Source organism: Neorhizobium galegae bv. orientalis str. HAMBI 540 (assembly GCF_000731315.1).
Classification (GTDB): Bacteria; Pseudomonadota; Alphaproteobacteria; order Rhizobiales; family Rhizobiaceae; genus Neorhizobium; species Neorhizobium galegae.
This window is the reverse complement of sequence record NZ_HG938354.1, coordinates 532,142-548,288: the sequence shown is the minus strand read 5'-3', so window position 1 is coordinate 548,288 and position 16,147 is coordinate 532,142. Positions and strand designations below refer to the sequence as shown.

Here is a 16,147-nt window from a genome sequence, read left to right as displayed (position 1 = left end):
CGACGTTTTCCCCACCCGTTGGCAAAGAACTTGGAATTTGCGGCTTGCGCTGCCGGTGAACCTATGGCAATAGGCCGCTGCCGACGACGCGGGTCTTTCGCGCCGGCTGACGCTGCTATAGCTCAGGGGTAGAGCACTCCCTTGGTAAGGGAGAGGCCGAGAGTTCAAATCTCTCTAGCAGCACCATTTTTTCTCTCGAGATTACAGATATTTAGCCTTTCATCCCTGATTTCGCTCCCTTGGTTTGTCGCTATGAGCGCTGTTGTGGGCGACCGGCTTCGATAGCTTTTGTCCGACTTCCACTTCATGTAGCTCCGTGCTGCTGACAAATGACGGCTTGTTGCGCACCTTGGTTCTGCCCTGACTGACCTGCCGAGCCCCCCGTTGCTCATCCGAGCTCGCATGGGACAAGCCGCCGGACTACTTTCAGATTTTTTAGATCCGTAACTCAAGTCACCGGTAAGAAGGTCAACTGACCCCTATGGCGGCCGCGGCCGAAGTTGCAGGCATGGATATCGAACCCTCTGTACTGGAAGAACGCCGGAAGCCGGTAGGCTACGCGGGACGATCTGATGCGCGCGCGATAGCAGCTCCCTAGTTGCCCGCAGGAACGAATCCACCTAATTCCCGTTCATACTGCACAACAATGACGGCTCTCCTCCGAGAGCGCTTGGGAGGATAAAATGAAAGCAAAATACATCGCGATGTTGGCGGGCGTGGCCGCCACGTTTATGGGCACGAGCATTGCGCCTACTCCGGCAATTGCTCAGGTGGAATTCGAGTTCGGCACCGGTGGCGGGCGGTCTTACGATAATAGGCGATACTATCGGGATGATTACCGGGACGAGTATCGTGAAGATCGACGGTACGACCGCCGCTCGGCATATCGCGGTTGTAGCCCGCGCCAGGCACTGAGCGCGGCGTCAAGATGGCTCGACGATCCACGGATCCGATCAGTCAACCGCGCCTATTATGACATCGACGGCTATGGCAAGAGCGGCCGAAACCGGGGCCGTCCCGATGGTGTTCGGATATCGACGGCGCCTGATTGTGAACGATCCAGGCCCTAAAAAGGACGAACATCGTTTTAATTACGAATGGGTATCCGCGCCTCTATGGAGGCGCGGTTAATGTTCCCCGGTATGGGTCGGCGGCTCGAACTCTTGAGTTGGCCCAGCATCCTCAGTTCAGTTCACCTCAGTGGACTTCACAGTGGTGAAGAAAGCTGAAAACGCCATTTCGATGGACGGCAAGGGCGCGGAGCGGGATAATGTCTTCGTTAAGCGGCTCTGGCGGTCGATCAAATACGAGGAGGTCTACCTCCACGCTTACAAAACTGTGTCCGAGGCCCGCGCTGCAATTGGCCGGTATTAAAGCTTCTACAACAGCCGACGCCCACACTCATCCCTTGACTGGCAGACGCCGGATTGGGCTTACTTCAATGCGTTGACGCCGATGATGGTGGCAGCATAATCGAGGCGAAAATCCACTTAGCAAAACGCCCGGAACTGTTCAGACAAACCGAGCCACCTCTCTGCTTCAAAGAGGCGTTGCGAAAACTCACGGTTGAAAGGTTGTGTGGAGCTCTCATTCTTAAGAGATTGTTGCGTGCCCCCGACTGATGATCTACTGGGCAGTTGAAACGACCTTTGGGGGACATTGTGGGACTAAGGACATGGTTGGGATTGAAGAAAAGGCGAATTGCTACTGAGCGGCCGCAATTTTTCAACGAGCACACTTTTTCTCAAATTCAGCAGGACCGATGGGTTCTTGAAGAGCTAAGAGAAAAGTGCGGCGGTTTTTTCGTAGAGATCGGAGCATTTGACGGGAAGACCCACAGCAATACCTACCTTCTTGAGACCGAGTACGGTTGGACTGGAATTCTTGCGGAGCCAAACCCAATCTTGAGTGACGATATTCGCAGCATAAGGTCCTCGCCCCTCGACACCCGTCCCGTAGATTCGGCCACAGGCAAATCCGTGGTCATGCGGTTTGTCGCTGATGAGCCTGAGTTGTCAGCGATGGCGGACAGAGCGTACAGCGATCAGCATGCGGAGGCCCGGCGCAAAGGAAGCGTGGAGATCGCGCAGAGTACCATCAGCCTCAACGATCTTCTGCAAGCCTACACCGCTCCTGAGAAGATCGACTTCATCAGCATCGATACCGAAGGAAACGAGCCGGATATCTTGTCATCCTTCGACTTCGATCGATATGCGGTTAGCCTTTTTTGCGTCGAACACAACTACACCGATGCGAATGTGAAACTTGACCAGATCATGTTTCGGAGAGGCTACGAGCGCGTGTACCGCGAGTGGTCTAGGTTCGACGCCTGGTATAGGAAGATCTGACCCCGCTCGGCTTCCTTAGCACCTTTTGGTGAAAGGCGCCCGAAATGGCGATATTTCTTATAAATTGATCGCCCCGATTGTCGGATATAGGCAGTAGCATCCCGGCTACGGCAGGAACCAGATTAAGTCCGTGACGGCTGTCGATGGGCACCGTTTTCAGCGCGGCTTGTATATCACCGGTGGACCAGGAGGCTTGAGGTTTCGCAGCCGAGGCCTGCCGCACCGGGGTGTGCGCTGAATAGGGAGGTGTCCGGCTGTGCTACGGGTGCGTTCAGCCAGACGTTTCCATACCGCTCAGCGACGACCGGCGGCCAACATCGCGGTCATCGCCACTTTCTTCTGCGGACGATTTTCCGTCATAGAACTTGGCATGCAATAAGGCCCTATCGGTGCCCAGATGGGATGTAGCAAGAACAGGTACCATCCAAGCCGGTTGTTAAAGGACGAGTTGATTGTTGCCCTGTGCTCTGCCATGAAAAGCATGAGCAAGTCGGATCAGATCACACCTCGACATCCCTTATTGGCGGCGCATGCATGCAAGATTTATGCTCTGCGGTGACGTACTAGAAGCGCGGATGATTGGTATACCATTAGACAACCGGCCGGCTTATTAGTGAGATGACGGAGGTTAGAATGCCAGAAATCAGTATCGGGCTACCTGTTTATAACGGCGGCCAGCATCTCCGGTTGGCTATCGACCTGATTTTAAAGCAGAGCTTCTCAGATTTTGAACTCATTATCTCCGACAACGCGTCAACTGACGACACCGAACAAATCTGTCGGGAGTTTGCGAGCCGGGATAACCGGGTAAAATACTTCAGGCAGTCAGAGAACATCGGAGTAGCAAATAATTTTCGCTTTGTTTTCGAGCAAGCAACCGCACCGTTATTCAAATGGATGGCTCATGATGACTGGATCGATGCCGATTGGCTTTCTGTCCTGGTGCCTGTCGCAAAAGCCAAACATGCTATCATTTTCGGCCACTTGCAAATGGTGACCCATGATGGGCAGAACATGGCCCATCAAGCTAACGGGCGGAAGATGCAATATAATGGTCCGGCTTGGTGGCGACGATTGGCATTTGCTATCGAACCAGCGAACCTTGGAAAGGCAAATGTCATTTATGGCATATTCCCAAGGGATGCGATTACTCAGGAAAGCCTTAGAACCTTCTCAACCTATGGCGCTCCTGGCGACGTGATGATGCTGACCGAGTGTCTTGGTCGTCTGCCGATTGTTTTCGGTGGTCCTAGTCGCTTATTTAAAAGGTCACCGGCTCCACGTCCCCCAGGTGTGATGAAGGAGAGACGTGCATCCATATTTGAACGCACAATGCTGCGCCAATTCCTATCGATCGGTCCTATATCGTTTCGGATCGGCTACCTGCTGCTTTATCCGCTTGCGATAGGACGTATGAAATACGGACGAAAGCTTCGACGACTTCGCGCGCACTTGATAGGCAGTTCGTTGACATGATCTCCAAAGAGCAGAACGATTCTTGGTAGCGTCAACTCCTTTCAAACAGGGGGCCGCCGAGAGTTCTTTAGCCTAGGTTTTAACGGTCTTATTTTGGCAGTCGGCCTACCTATTTGCACTAATGGAGCACAATGAGGACTGCCTTAGTTTTCCCGCAGGTAGATGAATTTGTTGTGCTCCCGTTCATCTTGCAAACGTTATATGGGGAGTCCAACATCGGAGGAAGAAATGAAAGCTAAACAATTTGTTGTGCTGACGGGTGTGTCGGTCCTTTTTGTGGGGATGAGCATCCTTCCTGGAACGGCAGCGGCTCAAATGGAATTCGACCTGCGCGACGGCGGCGTTAGAATCGTAAGACCAGACGATGACAGGCGACATTATCGCGACGACGACAGGCGATATTATCGCGAGGATAGGCGATATGAGCGCAGATATGCCCAACCTGGTTGCAGCCCCCGCCAGGCTTTGGCCGCAGCTTCAAGATATATCGATGAGCCGCGGATAAGGTCGGTGAACCGCGCCTTTTATGATATCGATGGTTACGGGAAGCGCGGCAGCAAGCGCGGTCGTCCCGACGGCGTTCGAATTTCAACCGCTCCTGATTGTGAAAGATCAAATTAGGACTTGGTTCCCTGTCGCGCTCGCCATTGGCTGTTCGTCAGGCGTTGCATGGCCTCCGTGTGATGGGGAGTGGCCATGATCGCCTGATTGAAGCTACGCTCCTGAGGGTGTCAGGAATTTCGTGTACGGGCGTGCCGTAGCAGGCTCCATCGTCACGATATATGGCTCTGTTTTGCCGACGAAATCCACCGCGCGTTTGCGACAGGGACGACGGCGCACAACCACAAGGCCGGTCTCGTCGGGACCGACAAGGTAGCAGACGCTTTTGGCAAGATTAATTTCAGGCACAAATATCGGCATCGGCCCATTGGTCTCTCACTCGCTCCACAATGAACAATCCTAGCAGATTGATTCCGCAGGAGGGGCGGACCATCCCATAATCCCCTCAGGTCGTCCCCATAATCAGCTCAAGTCGTCGGCCTTTGCCCTTGCGGGAATGCAACAGGCAGTTCGAATCGTGTTGCCCAAGGTGGCAAAATGGATGGCAAGCGTTTAATACGCCCGCATGTGCAGTAACATCCGGCGCAAATGCCGGAGCGGGAAAACCTATTGAACGCCAAGAAAAATAAAAAGCACCACTTGGACTCTGGTACCATATCCAGCGTCCTAAAGCGGGTGATCGCCGAAAACGGCAAGGATCACATCCGGGGCTATGCCTTTGCGATCTTCTGTCTCGTTGCGACAGCCATGTCCACCGCCTTTACCGCCTGGATCATGGAGTCGGTAGTCAACGAGGCTTTTGCCAATAAGCGTGCCGATATTGTTCTGGGCATCTGCGGCGCGATTTTTGCGGCCTTCGTCATTCGCGGTCTCGCGACCTATGGTCAGGCTGTGACGCTTTCCAAAATAGGCAACAATATAGTTGCCCGTTATCAGCAGCGCCTGTTTTCGCATCTCATGAAGCTTTCGGTAGGCTTTTTTGCAGAGGCTCGTTCCGCGCATCTTGCCGCTCAGGTCAGCCAGAACATCGGCGGCATAAGAGACGTTCTCAACCTTATAGTCACGTCGACCGCCCGCGATCTGCTGACCCTCATCTCGCTGATCGCTGTCATGGTTTCAAAGGACTGGGTGCTCTCGCTGATCGTCTTTGCCGTGGCACCCCCTTTGATTTTTGCGCTCCGCCACGTGTCACAGCGGCTGCGCAGCGTGACGCGCGAAGCGGTCGAGGTGGGCAGCAAGGTCCTCGGCGCCATGCAGGAAACGATCCAGGGTATCACCGTAGTCAAGGCATTCACGATGGAGCAGCAGCTGGAGCAGAAGGTTCGACGCATCATCGAGACCTCCGAAAGGCAAAGCAACCGTATTGCCCGGCTCTCCGAACGCACCGCACCGCTCACCGAGACGTTTGCCGGCGTGGCGATTTCCAGCGTGATCGCCTATGCCGCCTTCCGCTCGATCTATGATAATGTGCCGCCTGGCGCCTTCTTCGCCTTCATCACGGCGCTTCTGATGGCTTACGATCCAGCGCGCCGGCTTGCCAGAATGCAGGTCCAGATCGAACGCGCCGTCGTCAACGCGAAGATGATCTACAGTTTGCTGGATATGCAGCCGTTGCAGAGGGAAAAATCAGACGCACTGGATCTCGTCATCACCAATGCCCAGATCGAACTGAAGGATGTCGCTTTCGCCTATGGAAATGGCACACCTATCCTGCGAGGCGTCAGCCTGATCGCGGAAGGCGGCAAGACGACTGCGTTGGTCGGTCCGTCGGGTGCCGGAAAGTCAACTATCATCTCGCTGATACCACGTTTCTACGATCCGGTCGAAGGTCAGATTCTGATCGACGGACAGGACATAGCCGGTGTTACTAAAGCGTCCCTGCGGCATGCCCTCGCCTATGTGACCCAACAGCCTTATCTGTTCGAAGGGACGATCCGCGACAACATCCGCTATGGGCGGCCGGAGGCCACCGATGCGGAAGTCGAGGAGGCCGCGCGTCAGGCCTATGCGCATGACTTTATCCTTGCGCAGCCGATGGGTTACGACACGCCTGTCGGCGAAAATGGCATGACCCTCTCCGGCGGCCAGCGGCAGCGGCTTTCCATCGCCAGGGCACTGGTCCGCGACGCGCCCATCCTCCTTCTCGACGAAGCAACCTCTGCGCTCGACAATGAATCAGAAGCCGCCGTGCAAAGAGCGCTCGATTCGACCATGCGGGGACGGACCGTGGTCGTCATCGCCCATCGTCTGTCGACGGTCGTCAATGCCGACAAGATTATTGTAATGCATGAAGGTCGTGCGGTTGAGGAAGGTACGCACGAGGAGCTGGCCAAGCGCAAGGACGGCCTTTATGCCCGTCTGAACAACCTGCAATCGTCCGATACGCCTGTCATTGAATGAGCAGGAGCGGCAACTTCGCTCGCCGCTTCGCACGGCGCAGGCAATCGTCCGATAGCCGTCCTGCGCGCATACCGGTTCACAAACGTTCCCAGTTCGCCGGGACGATATCCCTGTCATCCTTGTCCAGTGCGCGGAACCATTGCTTCGGGGCGATGACGTATTTGTCTGGGCGCGGGTTAAGCCACGCGCCCCACCAACTGAACGAACTATTGGCGATGATATGTGTATGGCACGCAGCCATCAGGTGCATGTCCTCGCCATCCCGGCCATCGTTTTGAGGTTCGATAAAAACCATCGGGCGTGATGATTGCAGGTTGCTTCGTGCCCATTGCGGTTCGTCCGAAAAAACGAAGAATGACGCCTCGCCGGCGCGGTCAAGCATGCGGCGCATCGCCTCGTGGTACCAGGGCGGCTCGCATGTTCCGTGAACTGCATTTGCCGAACGGCTGGTGACGTAGTCACCACGACGGACATGAATGGAAACCGGCGCGGTGGCGGCGTCGATCAGGGCGAGCACATCTTGCCGCGCCGGGCTCAATGGCGACTTCAGGCTGAAGTCGCTGCGTATGGCGTCAGCCGATGAGGCGAAATATTGCTCGCTCTGCCAATAGCCGGAAAGATGTAACGATCCGCGTAAGGCTGGTACCTTGCTATCGAAGGCGAGACCGTTCTCGACGATCCGCTCGCAGCTTGAGCGATCAGACTTGAAGGCCGAAGTGAACTTACGCAACAGGCCCCTTTTCGACTTGGAAGGGACCTCATCGGGCTGCGCGATCGCTGCCTGTATATTAAACTGATCAAGGGCGAAGGGCCGCAGCTTGTAGGCGCTCATCTCGATCAAATCTAGCTTCAGCTCTGCTTCATTGGCGATCGCCAGGGCACGGCCGGCCGCATACTGAAACATCTGGTTGCCCAGGCCGCCGAGGATGCGCGTAATAATCACAGGCTGATCTTTCGCTGCTCGGCACTTCCGTACCACAAGGAAACTGAAATTTGGTTCAAGCCCGGTTCTGCCATCGCCCGATGCTGGGTAAATTGCAGACAAAACGGCCGATATCGTCTCCGGCGCGGTAGATTGCCCTCAGCTTGCGGAAGCGTCGCGACTTGCGCTCGCGTTTGGCGCCTTGCCAGATTTCGGATTGCTCGGCTGTTTCTGCCGTGTGAGTCACCGGCAACGGCCAAACCCCGTAACTGCCGACACCATGCGTCCAAAAGCGGTCCAGATGGCAATCCACCGGCTCGAACCACACATCGGCCTTTGCCAGAAGTTTGGCGGCCGCCTTGGGGGACACGGCGTAACAGGAGGTGCCATGCGGCCCGATCTTAAACCGGATAACGTCTGTGCCGGATCCGGATGTTTCACAGACACGGAAACTGCGCTGCTTGTGTCCGGAAAAACGAATAAGCCCGTATGTCCCGATTTTGTCCGCAGCATAGCGGTATGCCTCAAGGAAGTTTCCGTTGATGGAGACGTCGTCCTCGAAGATCAGCAGGGCCTTGCTCTCCCTGACGCTCCGTTCCCAGAGCAGGTAGTGGCTGGCGTAGCAGCCGAGCTCGCCGGCATTCAAGATGAAACCACGCCTGATCTCTGCAAGCCGCGGATCGAATTTTTCGAAAAGCGGGTGCCCGTTACGACCCTCGACGGCATTGAAAAAGCCGTAGGGCAGGCCGAAGGGCGCAAGCGTCGTGATCATTTTGGCGCGACGGTCGGCCGAGCGCTCAAGGTTGACGACGACGATTTCGAGCGCATTGTCTTCTGCCATATACAGCCCCCCGGGTGCGATTTCAGGTTAGCTTTCTGCTTTCGGCGCACATCGTTGTCAATGCATGATGATGCCGTGGTCCATTGCCTCGGCTCACGGTTGGTCAGGAGCCACGATACAATTACCTGAACAGGCCGGCGAGCTGTTGTAATCGTTTCCTGATCGAGTTCCGGAGCTTCAGGCCCTTCGTCCGAAACGATTTTTCCGGCTTCAGCGACGATATCTTGGCAGGTGCCAGTCCACTACGTGGCCCGGCGACTTCCTTGGCAATCCTTGACAGAATCGCAAATAGATTGTGTTCGTTGAGAACGCGGCGACGTGATTCTTCCAGATAGGGCAATGCGCGTTCTGCCGTGTCGGATTCGATCACGTGCTTGATCGCCCGAATAGCGTTTTCATGATCGAGGATGTTGATCCTCGTCAGGGCCTCTTCGGGGAAATACTCCAGTATGTTCCTGCTGCCGTGGTAGATCGGATAGGTAAGGGTCAGAAATGGATCGGCAAGCTTCTCCGTCCAGTAATGGTCAAATGTCGAGTTCTCGATCGCGATGTGATATCGATAATCCGAAAGTACATCCATCTTATCGGTAAAGTCGTTGACCCCACGCCCGAAGACATCGATTTCATCGCCGAAAAAGGTCTTTATGCGCTCGACAAATGCAAGTCGCTCGCGATGCCCTTGAGTATAGGCTTTGTCAGACGATACGATGGAAACTTGTTTCGTCTTTACCGGGCGAAAGGTTTCGAACTCACACCAGCCGATACCTCGTGATTTCAGCTGCCCCGGCTTCTCCCAAACCCCGACGTGCCATGGCAGTCCAACTTGTGAGAGCCTGACATTTGGGTGACGCGTACCAGTATCCGTCGTCAAAACAAGGTCGAACTGGGACAAAAATCCCGGTAGATATCTTTTTATCGTGCCAGGCTCTGAAGCAACAAAGACGCGATATGCTGCTTTGACAGCAGGCAAAGGCTTCGGCAACACGTCGTAGACGAACAGCACGTCGCAGTCTTGCCCATCCCACGCAAGGGAGAAACGGACCTCATCCCACTCAGGCACGAACAACGGAAACTGGCGCGACCAAATTTCCCCGTTGGGTGCTGCCGATACGAAGCCTGCGTTTATCACTTCAAAGATCCATGGTCCGTATCCGTGTAGATGCCGCAACTGCATCCTAATCTTGCGGCGGCAGTACTTACATCCACATGGAGGTGAAAGTCTACCGCGTCGTCACCATTTTGACTTCTCCGGAGCATCGCTGCCCCACAACCTTAAGGTGGCTCGGGACGCTGCAAGCGTTCGACAAATTCACCATCGGAGCAATGAAAGATCGATCTTCCACATATCTCATATTGTCTGACAACACTAAATGCAGTTTTAAAGTGAGCCGCGGTGCAACAGATTCGAACATTGTGCGTTACGAGGCATCAGTTCGATCTGTGAGCTGCCTAACAATCCGGAGCCGTGCCCGTTGCAGTTGCGCGCAATTCTTGATCGCTGGAACGACCAATCCCTCGCCCGGCAGTTTCTGCTCGCGGGTGGGCTGGTCGCTTTCGCGGCGATGCTTTTGGTAGGCGCCTATGTGACGAGCGTGATCGAGGCGACGGTCACCCGCAACTCCGCCGCTTCCACCGCCCTTTACGTCGACAGTATCATCGCCCCGCTGCTTCCGGACATGAAGACCAATCAGACGCTCGACGACGTCACCACCCGCGCGCTCGACGAGACCTTCGGCCAGGGTGCTCTCGGAGGGCAGGTCATATCCTTCAAGCTCTGGCGCCGCGACGGCACGGTCCTTTATGCGACCGACAAAAGCATGATCGGACAGAAATATGGGCCGAGCGACAATCTCAGAACTGCATTTTCCGGACAGATGGTGGCCCGGTTCGGGCCTGCCGAAGACCCCGAAAGCAATTTTGAGCGGTCGACCGGCCTGCCGCTTCTCGAAATCTACAATCCCATCCTGCAGCCCTGGTCGGGCGAGGTCGTCGCGGTCTCGGAGTTCTACGAGGTCGCGGGTGATTTCCAGCGCAGCCTTTATCAGGCCCAGCTTCGAAGCTGGGGGGCGGTCGCCGGCGTCACGCTCGCCTTCTTCCTCATTCTTTCAGCAATCGTTTTCCGCGGCAGCCGAACGATCGACCACCAGCGACAGGCGCTGACGCAGCGGGTGGCGGAACTGTCCGATCTGCTGTCGCAGAACGAGGCTCTTCACGCGCGGGCGCAGCGGGCCTCACGGCGCGCCACCGCCCTTAACGAGAGTTATCTGCGTCGGCTCGGCGCCGACCTGCACGACGGGCCGGCCCAACTCGTCGCCTATGCCGCGCTTCGGGTGGACAGCCGGCTCTTGACCGATCCTGCGACGTCGCCGACCGCGCGCGAAGAGGAAGTCACCACCATCAAGGCCCGGCTCGACGAGGCGATGGACGAGATCCGCAGCATCTGCAGCGGTCTTGTCCTGCCGCAGATCGAGACCGCCGAACTGCCGGATGTGTTGCGGCGCGCCGTCAATGCCCACCGGCAGCGGACCGGCGTCGATGTCGCGCTGAAGATGTCGAGCCGATCGAGGCCGCTTTCGCCTTCGGCCAAGATCTGCATCTACCGTTTCGTTCAGGAAGCGCTCAACAACGGCTTCCGGCATGGCCGCGGCCTGGATCAAAGCGTTCGCCAGAGTTTTGACAATGGCAATGTCGTCGTCGAAGTCGCCGACCGCGGCCCGGGTTTTGATCCCCAACGGATACGCCCGGAAGGTCTCGGGCTGGCGGGCTTGAGAGAGCGGATTGAAAGCCTCGGCGGCGCATTTGCAATCACCTCGTCGAAAGACGGCACCACGGTCAGGATGTCGCTGAACACGCATGAAATGGAGCAGGCCTGATGGCAGGAATAAAGATAGCGGTTGTCGACGATCACCCGTTGTTCCGGGAGGGAGTGACGCGCAGCTTGGGAGAGATCGAGGATTTCGAAATGGTCGGCGAAGGCGGTTCTCGGGAGGACGCACTGCGCATCGTGCGGGAATTGTGCCCGGACGTGATGCTGATGGACATTTCGATGCCCGGCAACGGCCTCGAAGCCATAACCGAAGCGCTCGATTTCTGCCCTCACCTCAAGATCGTCATGCTGACGGTTTCGGAGGCGAGTGAAGACATCGCCGCCGCTTTGAAACGCGGCGCCAAAGGCTATGTTCTCAAGGGCGTCGGTTCGAGGGGCCTGGCAGACGTGGTCAGAACGGTGGCGTCCGGCGAGAGCTATGTTTCGCCCGGCCTTTCGGCGCGGCTGATTGCCGGCCTATCCGCTCCCACCGAGGTCCAGGCAAAGCCTGATCTCTTGTCGGAACTGACCGACCGCGAACAGGAGGTTCTCAGCCTCGTTGCATCCGGGCTCAGCAACAAGCGGGTGGCGCGGGAGCTCGATCTTCACGAGAAGACCGTCAAGCATCACATGACCCGCATCCTATCGAAGCTGAAGGTGACCAACCGGACGGAGGCGGCACTCGCCCTTCGCGATGCAACCGATCACCGATTAACGACCGAACGATCGCAATCTTGACGTATCCGAGGGGGTTGCAGTCCGATTGACGATGGTGCGGGATTGCGAATCCCGCATCTCGTAACGTCCTTGAGAGATTCGTTCCGTCGCGCCGTTGTGATGTCTGACGGTTATCGACGTTCCGCGAACGTCGACCTCGACGCCAGCTTTTGAGGGAGCAGCCGGGGCCGAAGGCGCCGGGGCTCCGGGCTGGGTTGGGGACGCGGCGGCCTTGCCGGGATTTGCAGCCGCGCCTGCAGGGGCTGACCCCGCTCCGGTACCAGTACCGGTTCCCGAGCCGGGACCGCCGTTGCCGGTATCACCGGCATTACCGTCTCCGTTACCGCCGCTATTGCCGTTGCTGGAACCATTGCCGTTATTGCCGGAACCGCCGCCATTATCGCTGCCGTTCCCGTTGCCATTGCCATTCCCGCCGGAGCTGCCGCTGCCGCCATCACCGTTGCCGTCCTTAGCGGCAACGGTCGACAGAGCGATACGCGGCAGACCGTCCGCGCCGGCGACAACCTTCCACGGCAGTACGACTGCAATGACTGCGGTGAGCGCTCCGCTCAGGACAAGCATTCTACGCGTCGGCATTTCTCGCTCCTAGGGTGGCCATCTCCTGCGTGAGGCATTTTTTGAACCGTTTTGCAAGGCCTAAACCGGACGCCCGCCCTTATGGTTCCGCACCCAATCGCCGGTCAAAGAGCCCGCCGACCCATAAACACGGCAGCCGGCGGGCAAGGTTCTGCGCTGAAAAGGACCGATGATCGCGCAGGAACCGGGTCTGCATCCGTCACACAGCAAGCGCTTCCAAAGTGGCGATAAGGATAAAAGCCCTGCGACGGGGATCAATAGCCACCTGGCCCGGAAACGCTGCTGTCCATGACCGAACCTCCTGAAAAGCCTCCAGGATTAACAGCACTTTAACAGCGCAATTCCTCGATTTCATCCCCCATTGGACCTTTAGCCTGCCCCATCAGACCAAAGGCCCAGAAAGGGTCGGCCTGAAGTCCGGTCGCGTCGGACTGAAGCCCAAAACCCGGAACGAGCTGTGGCAGCCGCAGTTCGAGGTGTGAGTGCGGCCCATCAGTGGGCTCGCCGGTGAACCAGAAAATGGAGGAAACATCATGAAACTCTCGATGAAACAGACGTTCGCGATTGCGCTTCTCGCCGGATCGACCCTTTCGGTAGTGCCGGCAATCGCTCAAACCCAGGATAATCAGACCGGTCAGGACGGCAGTAATCAAGTCTTGCCCCGCAAGGTCAAGCCAGGCTCGAACGATTCGTCCGGCGCCAAACAGGCTCAGCCGCAGCAGAATATGGGCGCGGCGACACAACAGCCGCAGGGTTCGGCCGGCGGCAACGACAAAACGAGCGCCCAGGCCCAAAGCGGCGACCAGCAGCGCCTGAAGCCCAAGGGTGACAGCGCCGCTCAGGAAAAATCGACCGATCCGATGAAGGCACAGACGGGCGACACCCAGCCACGCGCCAAGGACAATACGGCGCAGCAGAAGCCTGCCGGCCAGAATGACAGTTCCACGACCGCCAATTCCGGCTCGGGTTCGGGAACGGATGCCCGCAAACCGGCAACCGACGACACAGCCCGCCAGAACAACGGCGGCCAGCAGCCCGGTTCGAACCAGGCCGCCACCGATAAACCTTCCAACGAAACGACGGGAAGCATCAACATCTCCACCGAACAGAAGACCGAGGTGCGCAAGATCCTCGTCCAGAACAAGGTCGAGCCGGTGAATGTGGATGTCGACGTCAATGTCGGCGTCGCCATTCCGACGACCGTGAAACTGCATCCGTTGCCGCCGCGCATCGTCGAGATCGTGCCCGCCTATCGCGGTTACGAATACTTCGTCCTTGCGGATGGCCGGATCATCATCGTCGACCCCTCGAGCCACGAGATCGTCTATATCCTGGTCGGCTAAGCGCTGAACAGGGAGGACCTCATGAGTGACCGAGAGCCGACAATAATCCGTACGGGCGGCAGCGGCGGCTGGGCTGTTGCCGTCATCCTGCTGGCGGTCGTCATCGCAGGCGGGTTCTTCCTCTTCGAAGCTGGTTATCTCGGAAACCACGACGTCGATATCGGCGTCACCCTGCCGAAGATTGAGCCGCCTGCGCCAGTCACGCGATAGACGGCCTCGATCCCGTTCGAAGGGCGCGGCGCAAATCACCCGCCCGCTCACAACATGTAGAAGGAGACTATCATGAAGACCCAGATCATCGTTCTTTCCGCCGTGGCCCTTGGTGCCCTCGCACCTGCTGCTTCCGCCCAGCAGGGTACCGTCAACGGAGCCGCCGGCGGCGCTGTGACCGGTGCGATCGTCGGCGGTCCGGTGGGTGCCGCCGTCGGCGGGGTCGCCGGCGCGGCTGTCGGGACCGCTATCGACCCGCCGCCGGAACGCGTCGTCACCTATGTCGAACAGGCCCCTGCCCCGGCATCGCCGGTCGTCGTGAAAGAAAAGATCGTCGTCGGCAAGCCGGTTCCTTCAAGCGTCGTACTGACCCCGGTTCCCGACAGCCCGAAATATGCCTATGCGGTGGTGAACGAACAGCGCGTCATCGTCGATCCGCAGACCCGCACCGTTGTGCAGGTCGTCCGGTAAATACGATCTTTTTGCCGAAACAAGATCGGGGAGAGACGGGATCCCGTCTCTCCCCGATCTGCGCTCAAAGAGTAAATGGTTGGGAAGACCGCCGGCTCACTGAGTCGTGTCGTCGTCGCCGATGCCATCGACATCGGAAAGACGCACGAATTCGACGCCCCGGCCCTTCAGGGCCAGGAGGGCGCGGGCGACGCCCTCGCCGGCCGCATGGGTCGGCTGGTTGATATGCGCGAGGACGACATCGCCGTCCTTGGCGGCGGCGATGCGTTTTTCGGTGACGCCGGCGCCGAGCAGTGAGCCGCCGTCGCCATTCAACGAATAACCGGCGACCCGGTATCCCATATCGCGGATCTGGCGGATCGCCGAAGCATCGTATTTAGCCGTCGAACCCCGAAACCAGCGCGGTGCGGCGAGGCCTGCTGCCAGCATGGCATCGGCACCACCTGCCACTTCCTGGCGAACGGCTTCCGGTGAACCGGCAGCGGCGATGCCGTAGATCAGGACTGGAGCATCGACGGCCGGCACATGGTTCTGGCCGTGGTTTTCCAGTTCGAACAGATCGAGGTTGTTCAGAAAGACCGCGACCGCCGGCGGGTTCTTTTTCAGCCAGCGGGCGGTGACGAAAATGGTCGCGGGAATGCGCTCCCGGACAAGCGTCGAAAGGATACGCGCGTCGGCCTGCCCCATGCAGGCATCGAAGGTCAGTGCCACCCGGGGGCGGCTGACATTGCCGGAACGGCCGACATGCAGATGCGGCTCGACCAGTTTGGGCGTGTCCGCGGCATTTTGTGTGGCGGACGGGCCTGAGGGCTGCTTTGCAGGCAAATTCTGGGCGCCCGCCGTCAGAGGCAGCAGCAGGAAGATGGTGGAAAGCAGAGCGCGTCGCATCATGGATACCGATATTGAGAAGGCCCCTCTTTATCGGCAAACGCTTAGAAACGCTATGCGACGGAATCTCCAGACGCAAAAAGGCCGGACGATGCCGGCCTTTCTTCGCCAAAATGTATCTGCGTCAGCAGTCCGTAGCCTGACCGTTGGTGTTGGTGCCGGCCTGGCCCGAAGGAACCGATGCGGTGCCCGTCGTGTCAGGCGTGGTGGCCGAGCCCCTGGTCTGCAGGTTCGGAGCGCAGTTGGTCCGCGTGTCCTTGGTGCCTGCAGCATTGCCCATGGCGCCGCCTGTGGTGCTGTTGGTGGCGCTCGGGTCGATCTTTTTCTGGCCGTCGCTGCTATCGCTGGCCGACGTCCCGGTGGAGCTTGCATTTCCCTTGCCGCTGGTCTGGGCAAGAGCGCCACCGGCCGCGAGGCCGAGAGAAAGGATCGAGACGGTAATCAGCTTGAAAGTCATAGGAATTTCCTCCGTTGAAATACCGGCAGAACCGGCGGATTCGATTTGCCCGCGTAGTTCAAACCCCAGACAACCGTGGATGTTCCATAAAAACTGTTCCGATCCGGAAC

General features: G+C 57.8%; 16 protein-coding genes, 1 tRNA gene and 1 pseudogene. 12 read left to right on the top strand and 6 right to left on the bottom strand.

The features are described from left to right. The first annotated feature begins 111 nt into the window (after positions 1–111). The 7 genes and pseudogenes from RG540_RS25165 to RG540_RS25145 all read left to right on the top strand — a co-directional run bounded on the left by RG540_RS25165 (position 112) and on the right by RG540_RS25145 (position 6,785). A tRNA-Thr gene (locus RG540_RS25165) sits at positions 112–186 on the top strand. A 497-nt stretch (positions 187–683) separates the two neighbouring features. Beyond that, positions 684–1,070, top strand: coding sequence for a hypothetical protein (locus RG540_RS32500; RefSeq protein ID WP_157884680.1), 387 nt, complete (start codon positions 684–686; stop codon positions 1,068–1,070). Between the two features lie 118 nt (positions 1,071–1,188). Continuing rightward, positions 1,189–1,473, top strand: a pseudogene (locus tag RG540_RS32495) (integrase core domain-containing protein); the annotation flags it as partial. Positions 1,474–1,685: 212 nt separating this feature from the next. Beyond that, the gene (locus tag RG540_RS25155; protein ID WP_157884679.1) at positions 1,686–2,348 is read left to right on the top strand and encodes an FkbM family methyltransferase; all 663 of its coding nucleotides are present in this window, start codon (positions 1,686–1,688) and stop codon (positions 2,346–2,348) included. Positions 2,349–2,981: 633 nt separating this feature from the next. Further along, positions 2,982–3,824: a glycosyltransferase family 2 protein gene (locus tag RG540_RS31240; protein ID WP_051909752.1), complete on the top strand. Its 843-nt coding sequence runs from the start codon at positions 2,982–2,984 to the stop codon at positions 3,822–3,824. A gap of 228 nt (positions 3,825–4,052) precedes the next feature. After that, entirely contained in the window at positions 4,053–4,445 is a 393-nt protein-coding gene (locus RG540_RS32490; RefSeq protein WP_157884678.1) for a hypothetical protein, read from the top strand. 528 nt (positions 4,446–4,973) lie between these two features. Then, entirely contained in the window at positions 4,974–6,785 is a 1,812-nt protein-coding gene (locus RG540_RS25145; RefSeq protein WP_407668970.1) for an ABC transporter ATP-binding protein, read from the top strand. Between the two features lie 76 nt (positions 6,786–6,861). Here RG540_RS25145 and RG540_RS25140 read toward each other — a convergent pair whose 3' ends face one another. From RG540_RS25140 to RG540_RS25130, 3 genes are all read right to left on the bottom strand, one after another. After that, a complete protein-coding gene (locus RG540_RS25140) occupies positions 6,862–7,728 on the bottom strand; it encodes an alpha-1,2-fucosyltransferase (RefSeq protein ID WP_041364588.1) in 867 nt (288 codons plus the stop codon). 55 nt (positions 7,729–7,783) lie between these two features. Then, positions 7,784–8,479: a glycosyltransferase family 25 protein gene (locus RG540_RS25135; RefSeq protein ID WP_244446762.1), complete on the bottom strand. Its 696-nt coding sequence runs from the start codon at positions 8,477–8,479 to the stop codon at positions 7,784–7,786. 190 nt (positions 8,480–8,669) lie between these two features. Then, a complete protein-coding gene (locus tag RG540_RS25130; protein WP_041364584.1) occupies positions 8,670–9,722 on the bottom strand; it encodes a glycosyltransferase family 10 domain-containing protein in 1,053 nt (350 codons plus the stop codon). Positions 9,723–10,020: 298 nt separating this feature from the next. On the opposite strand from RG540_RS25130, the gene RG540_RS25125 reads away from it, so the two are divergent. Together RG540_RS25125 and RG540_RS25120 are read left to right on the top strand one after the other, a co-directional pair. Further along, a complete protein-coding gene (locus RG540_RS25125) occupies positions 10,021–11,421 on the top strand; it encodes a sensor histidine kinase (protein WP_157884677.1) in 1,401 nt (466 codons plus the stop codon). Then, the gene (locus RG540_RS25120; RefSeq protein ID WP_157884718.1) at positions 11,418–12,092 is read left to right on the top strand and encodes a response regulator; all 675 of its coding nucleotides are present in this window, start codon (positions 11,418–11,420) and stop codon (positions 12,090–12,092) included. The genes RG540_RS25125 and RG540_RS25120 overlap by 4 nt, the downstream gene beginning before the upstream one ends. Here RG540_RS25120 and RG540_RS25115 read toward each other — a convergent pair. Continuing rightward, positions 12,066–12,668, bottom strand: coding sequence for a hypothetical protein (locus RG540_RS25115; RefSeq protein WP_041364578.1), 603 nt, complete (start codon positions 12,666–12,668; stop codon positions 12,066–12,068). The two genes, RG540_RS25120 and RG540_RS25115, sit on opposite strands and share 27 nt — an antisense overlap. Positions 12,669–13,201: 533 nt before the next feature. Here RG540_RS25115 and RG540_RS31235 point away from each other — a divergent pair. The 3 genes from RG540_RS31235 (at position 13,202) to RG540_RS25100 (ending at position 14,692) form a co-directional block, all read left to right on the top strand. Then, positions 13,202–14,011 carry a DUF1236 domain-containing protein gene (locus RG540_RS31235; RefSeq protein WP_051909748.1) on the top strand — a complete coding sequence of 270 codons (810 nt, stop codon included), beginning with the start codon at positions 13,202–13,204 and terminating at the stop codon, positions 14,009–14,011. 21 nt (positions 14,012–14,032) lie between these two features. Continuing rightward, positions 14,033–14,221 (top strand): hypothetical protein, encoded by a 189-nt coding sequence (locus tag RG540_RS25105; protein WP_041364577.1) that lies wholly within the window; start codon positions 14,033–14,035, stop codon positions 14,219–14,221. Positions 14,222–14,293: 72 nt separating this feature from the next. Next, positions 14,294–14,692 (top strand): DUF1236 domain-containing protein, encoded by a 399-nt coding sequence (locus tag RG540_RS25100; RefSeq protein WP_041364575.1) that lies wholly within the window; start codon positions 14,294–14,296, stop codon positions 14,690–14,692. 96 nt (positions 14,693–14,788) lie between these two features. Here RG540_RS25100 and RG540_RS25095 read toward each other — a convergent pair whose 3' ends face one another. Beyond that, on the bottom strand, positions 14,789–15,580 hold the full coding sequence (locus RG540_RS25095; RefSeq protein WP_041366315.1) for a polysaccharide deacetylase family protein: 792 nt from the start codon (positions 15,578–15,580) through the stop codon (positions 14,789–14,791). 124 nt (positions 15,581–15,704) lie between these two features. Then, positions 15,705–16,037 carry a hypothetical protein gene (locus RG540_RS25090; protein WP_041364574.1) on the bottom strand — a complete coding sequence of 111 codons (333 nt, stop codon included), beginning with the start codon at positions 16,035–16,037 and terminating at the stop codon, positions 15,705–15,707. Positions 16,038–16,147 lie beyond the last annotated feature (110 nt).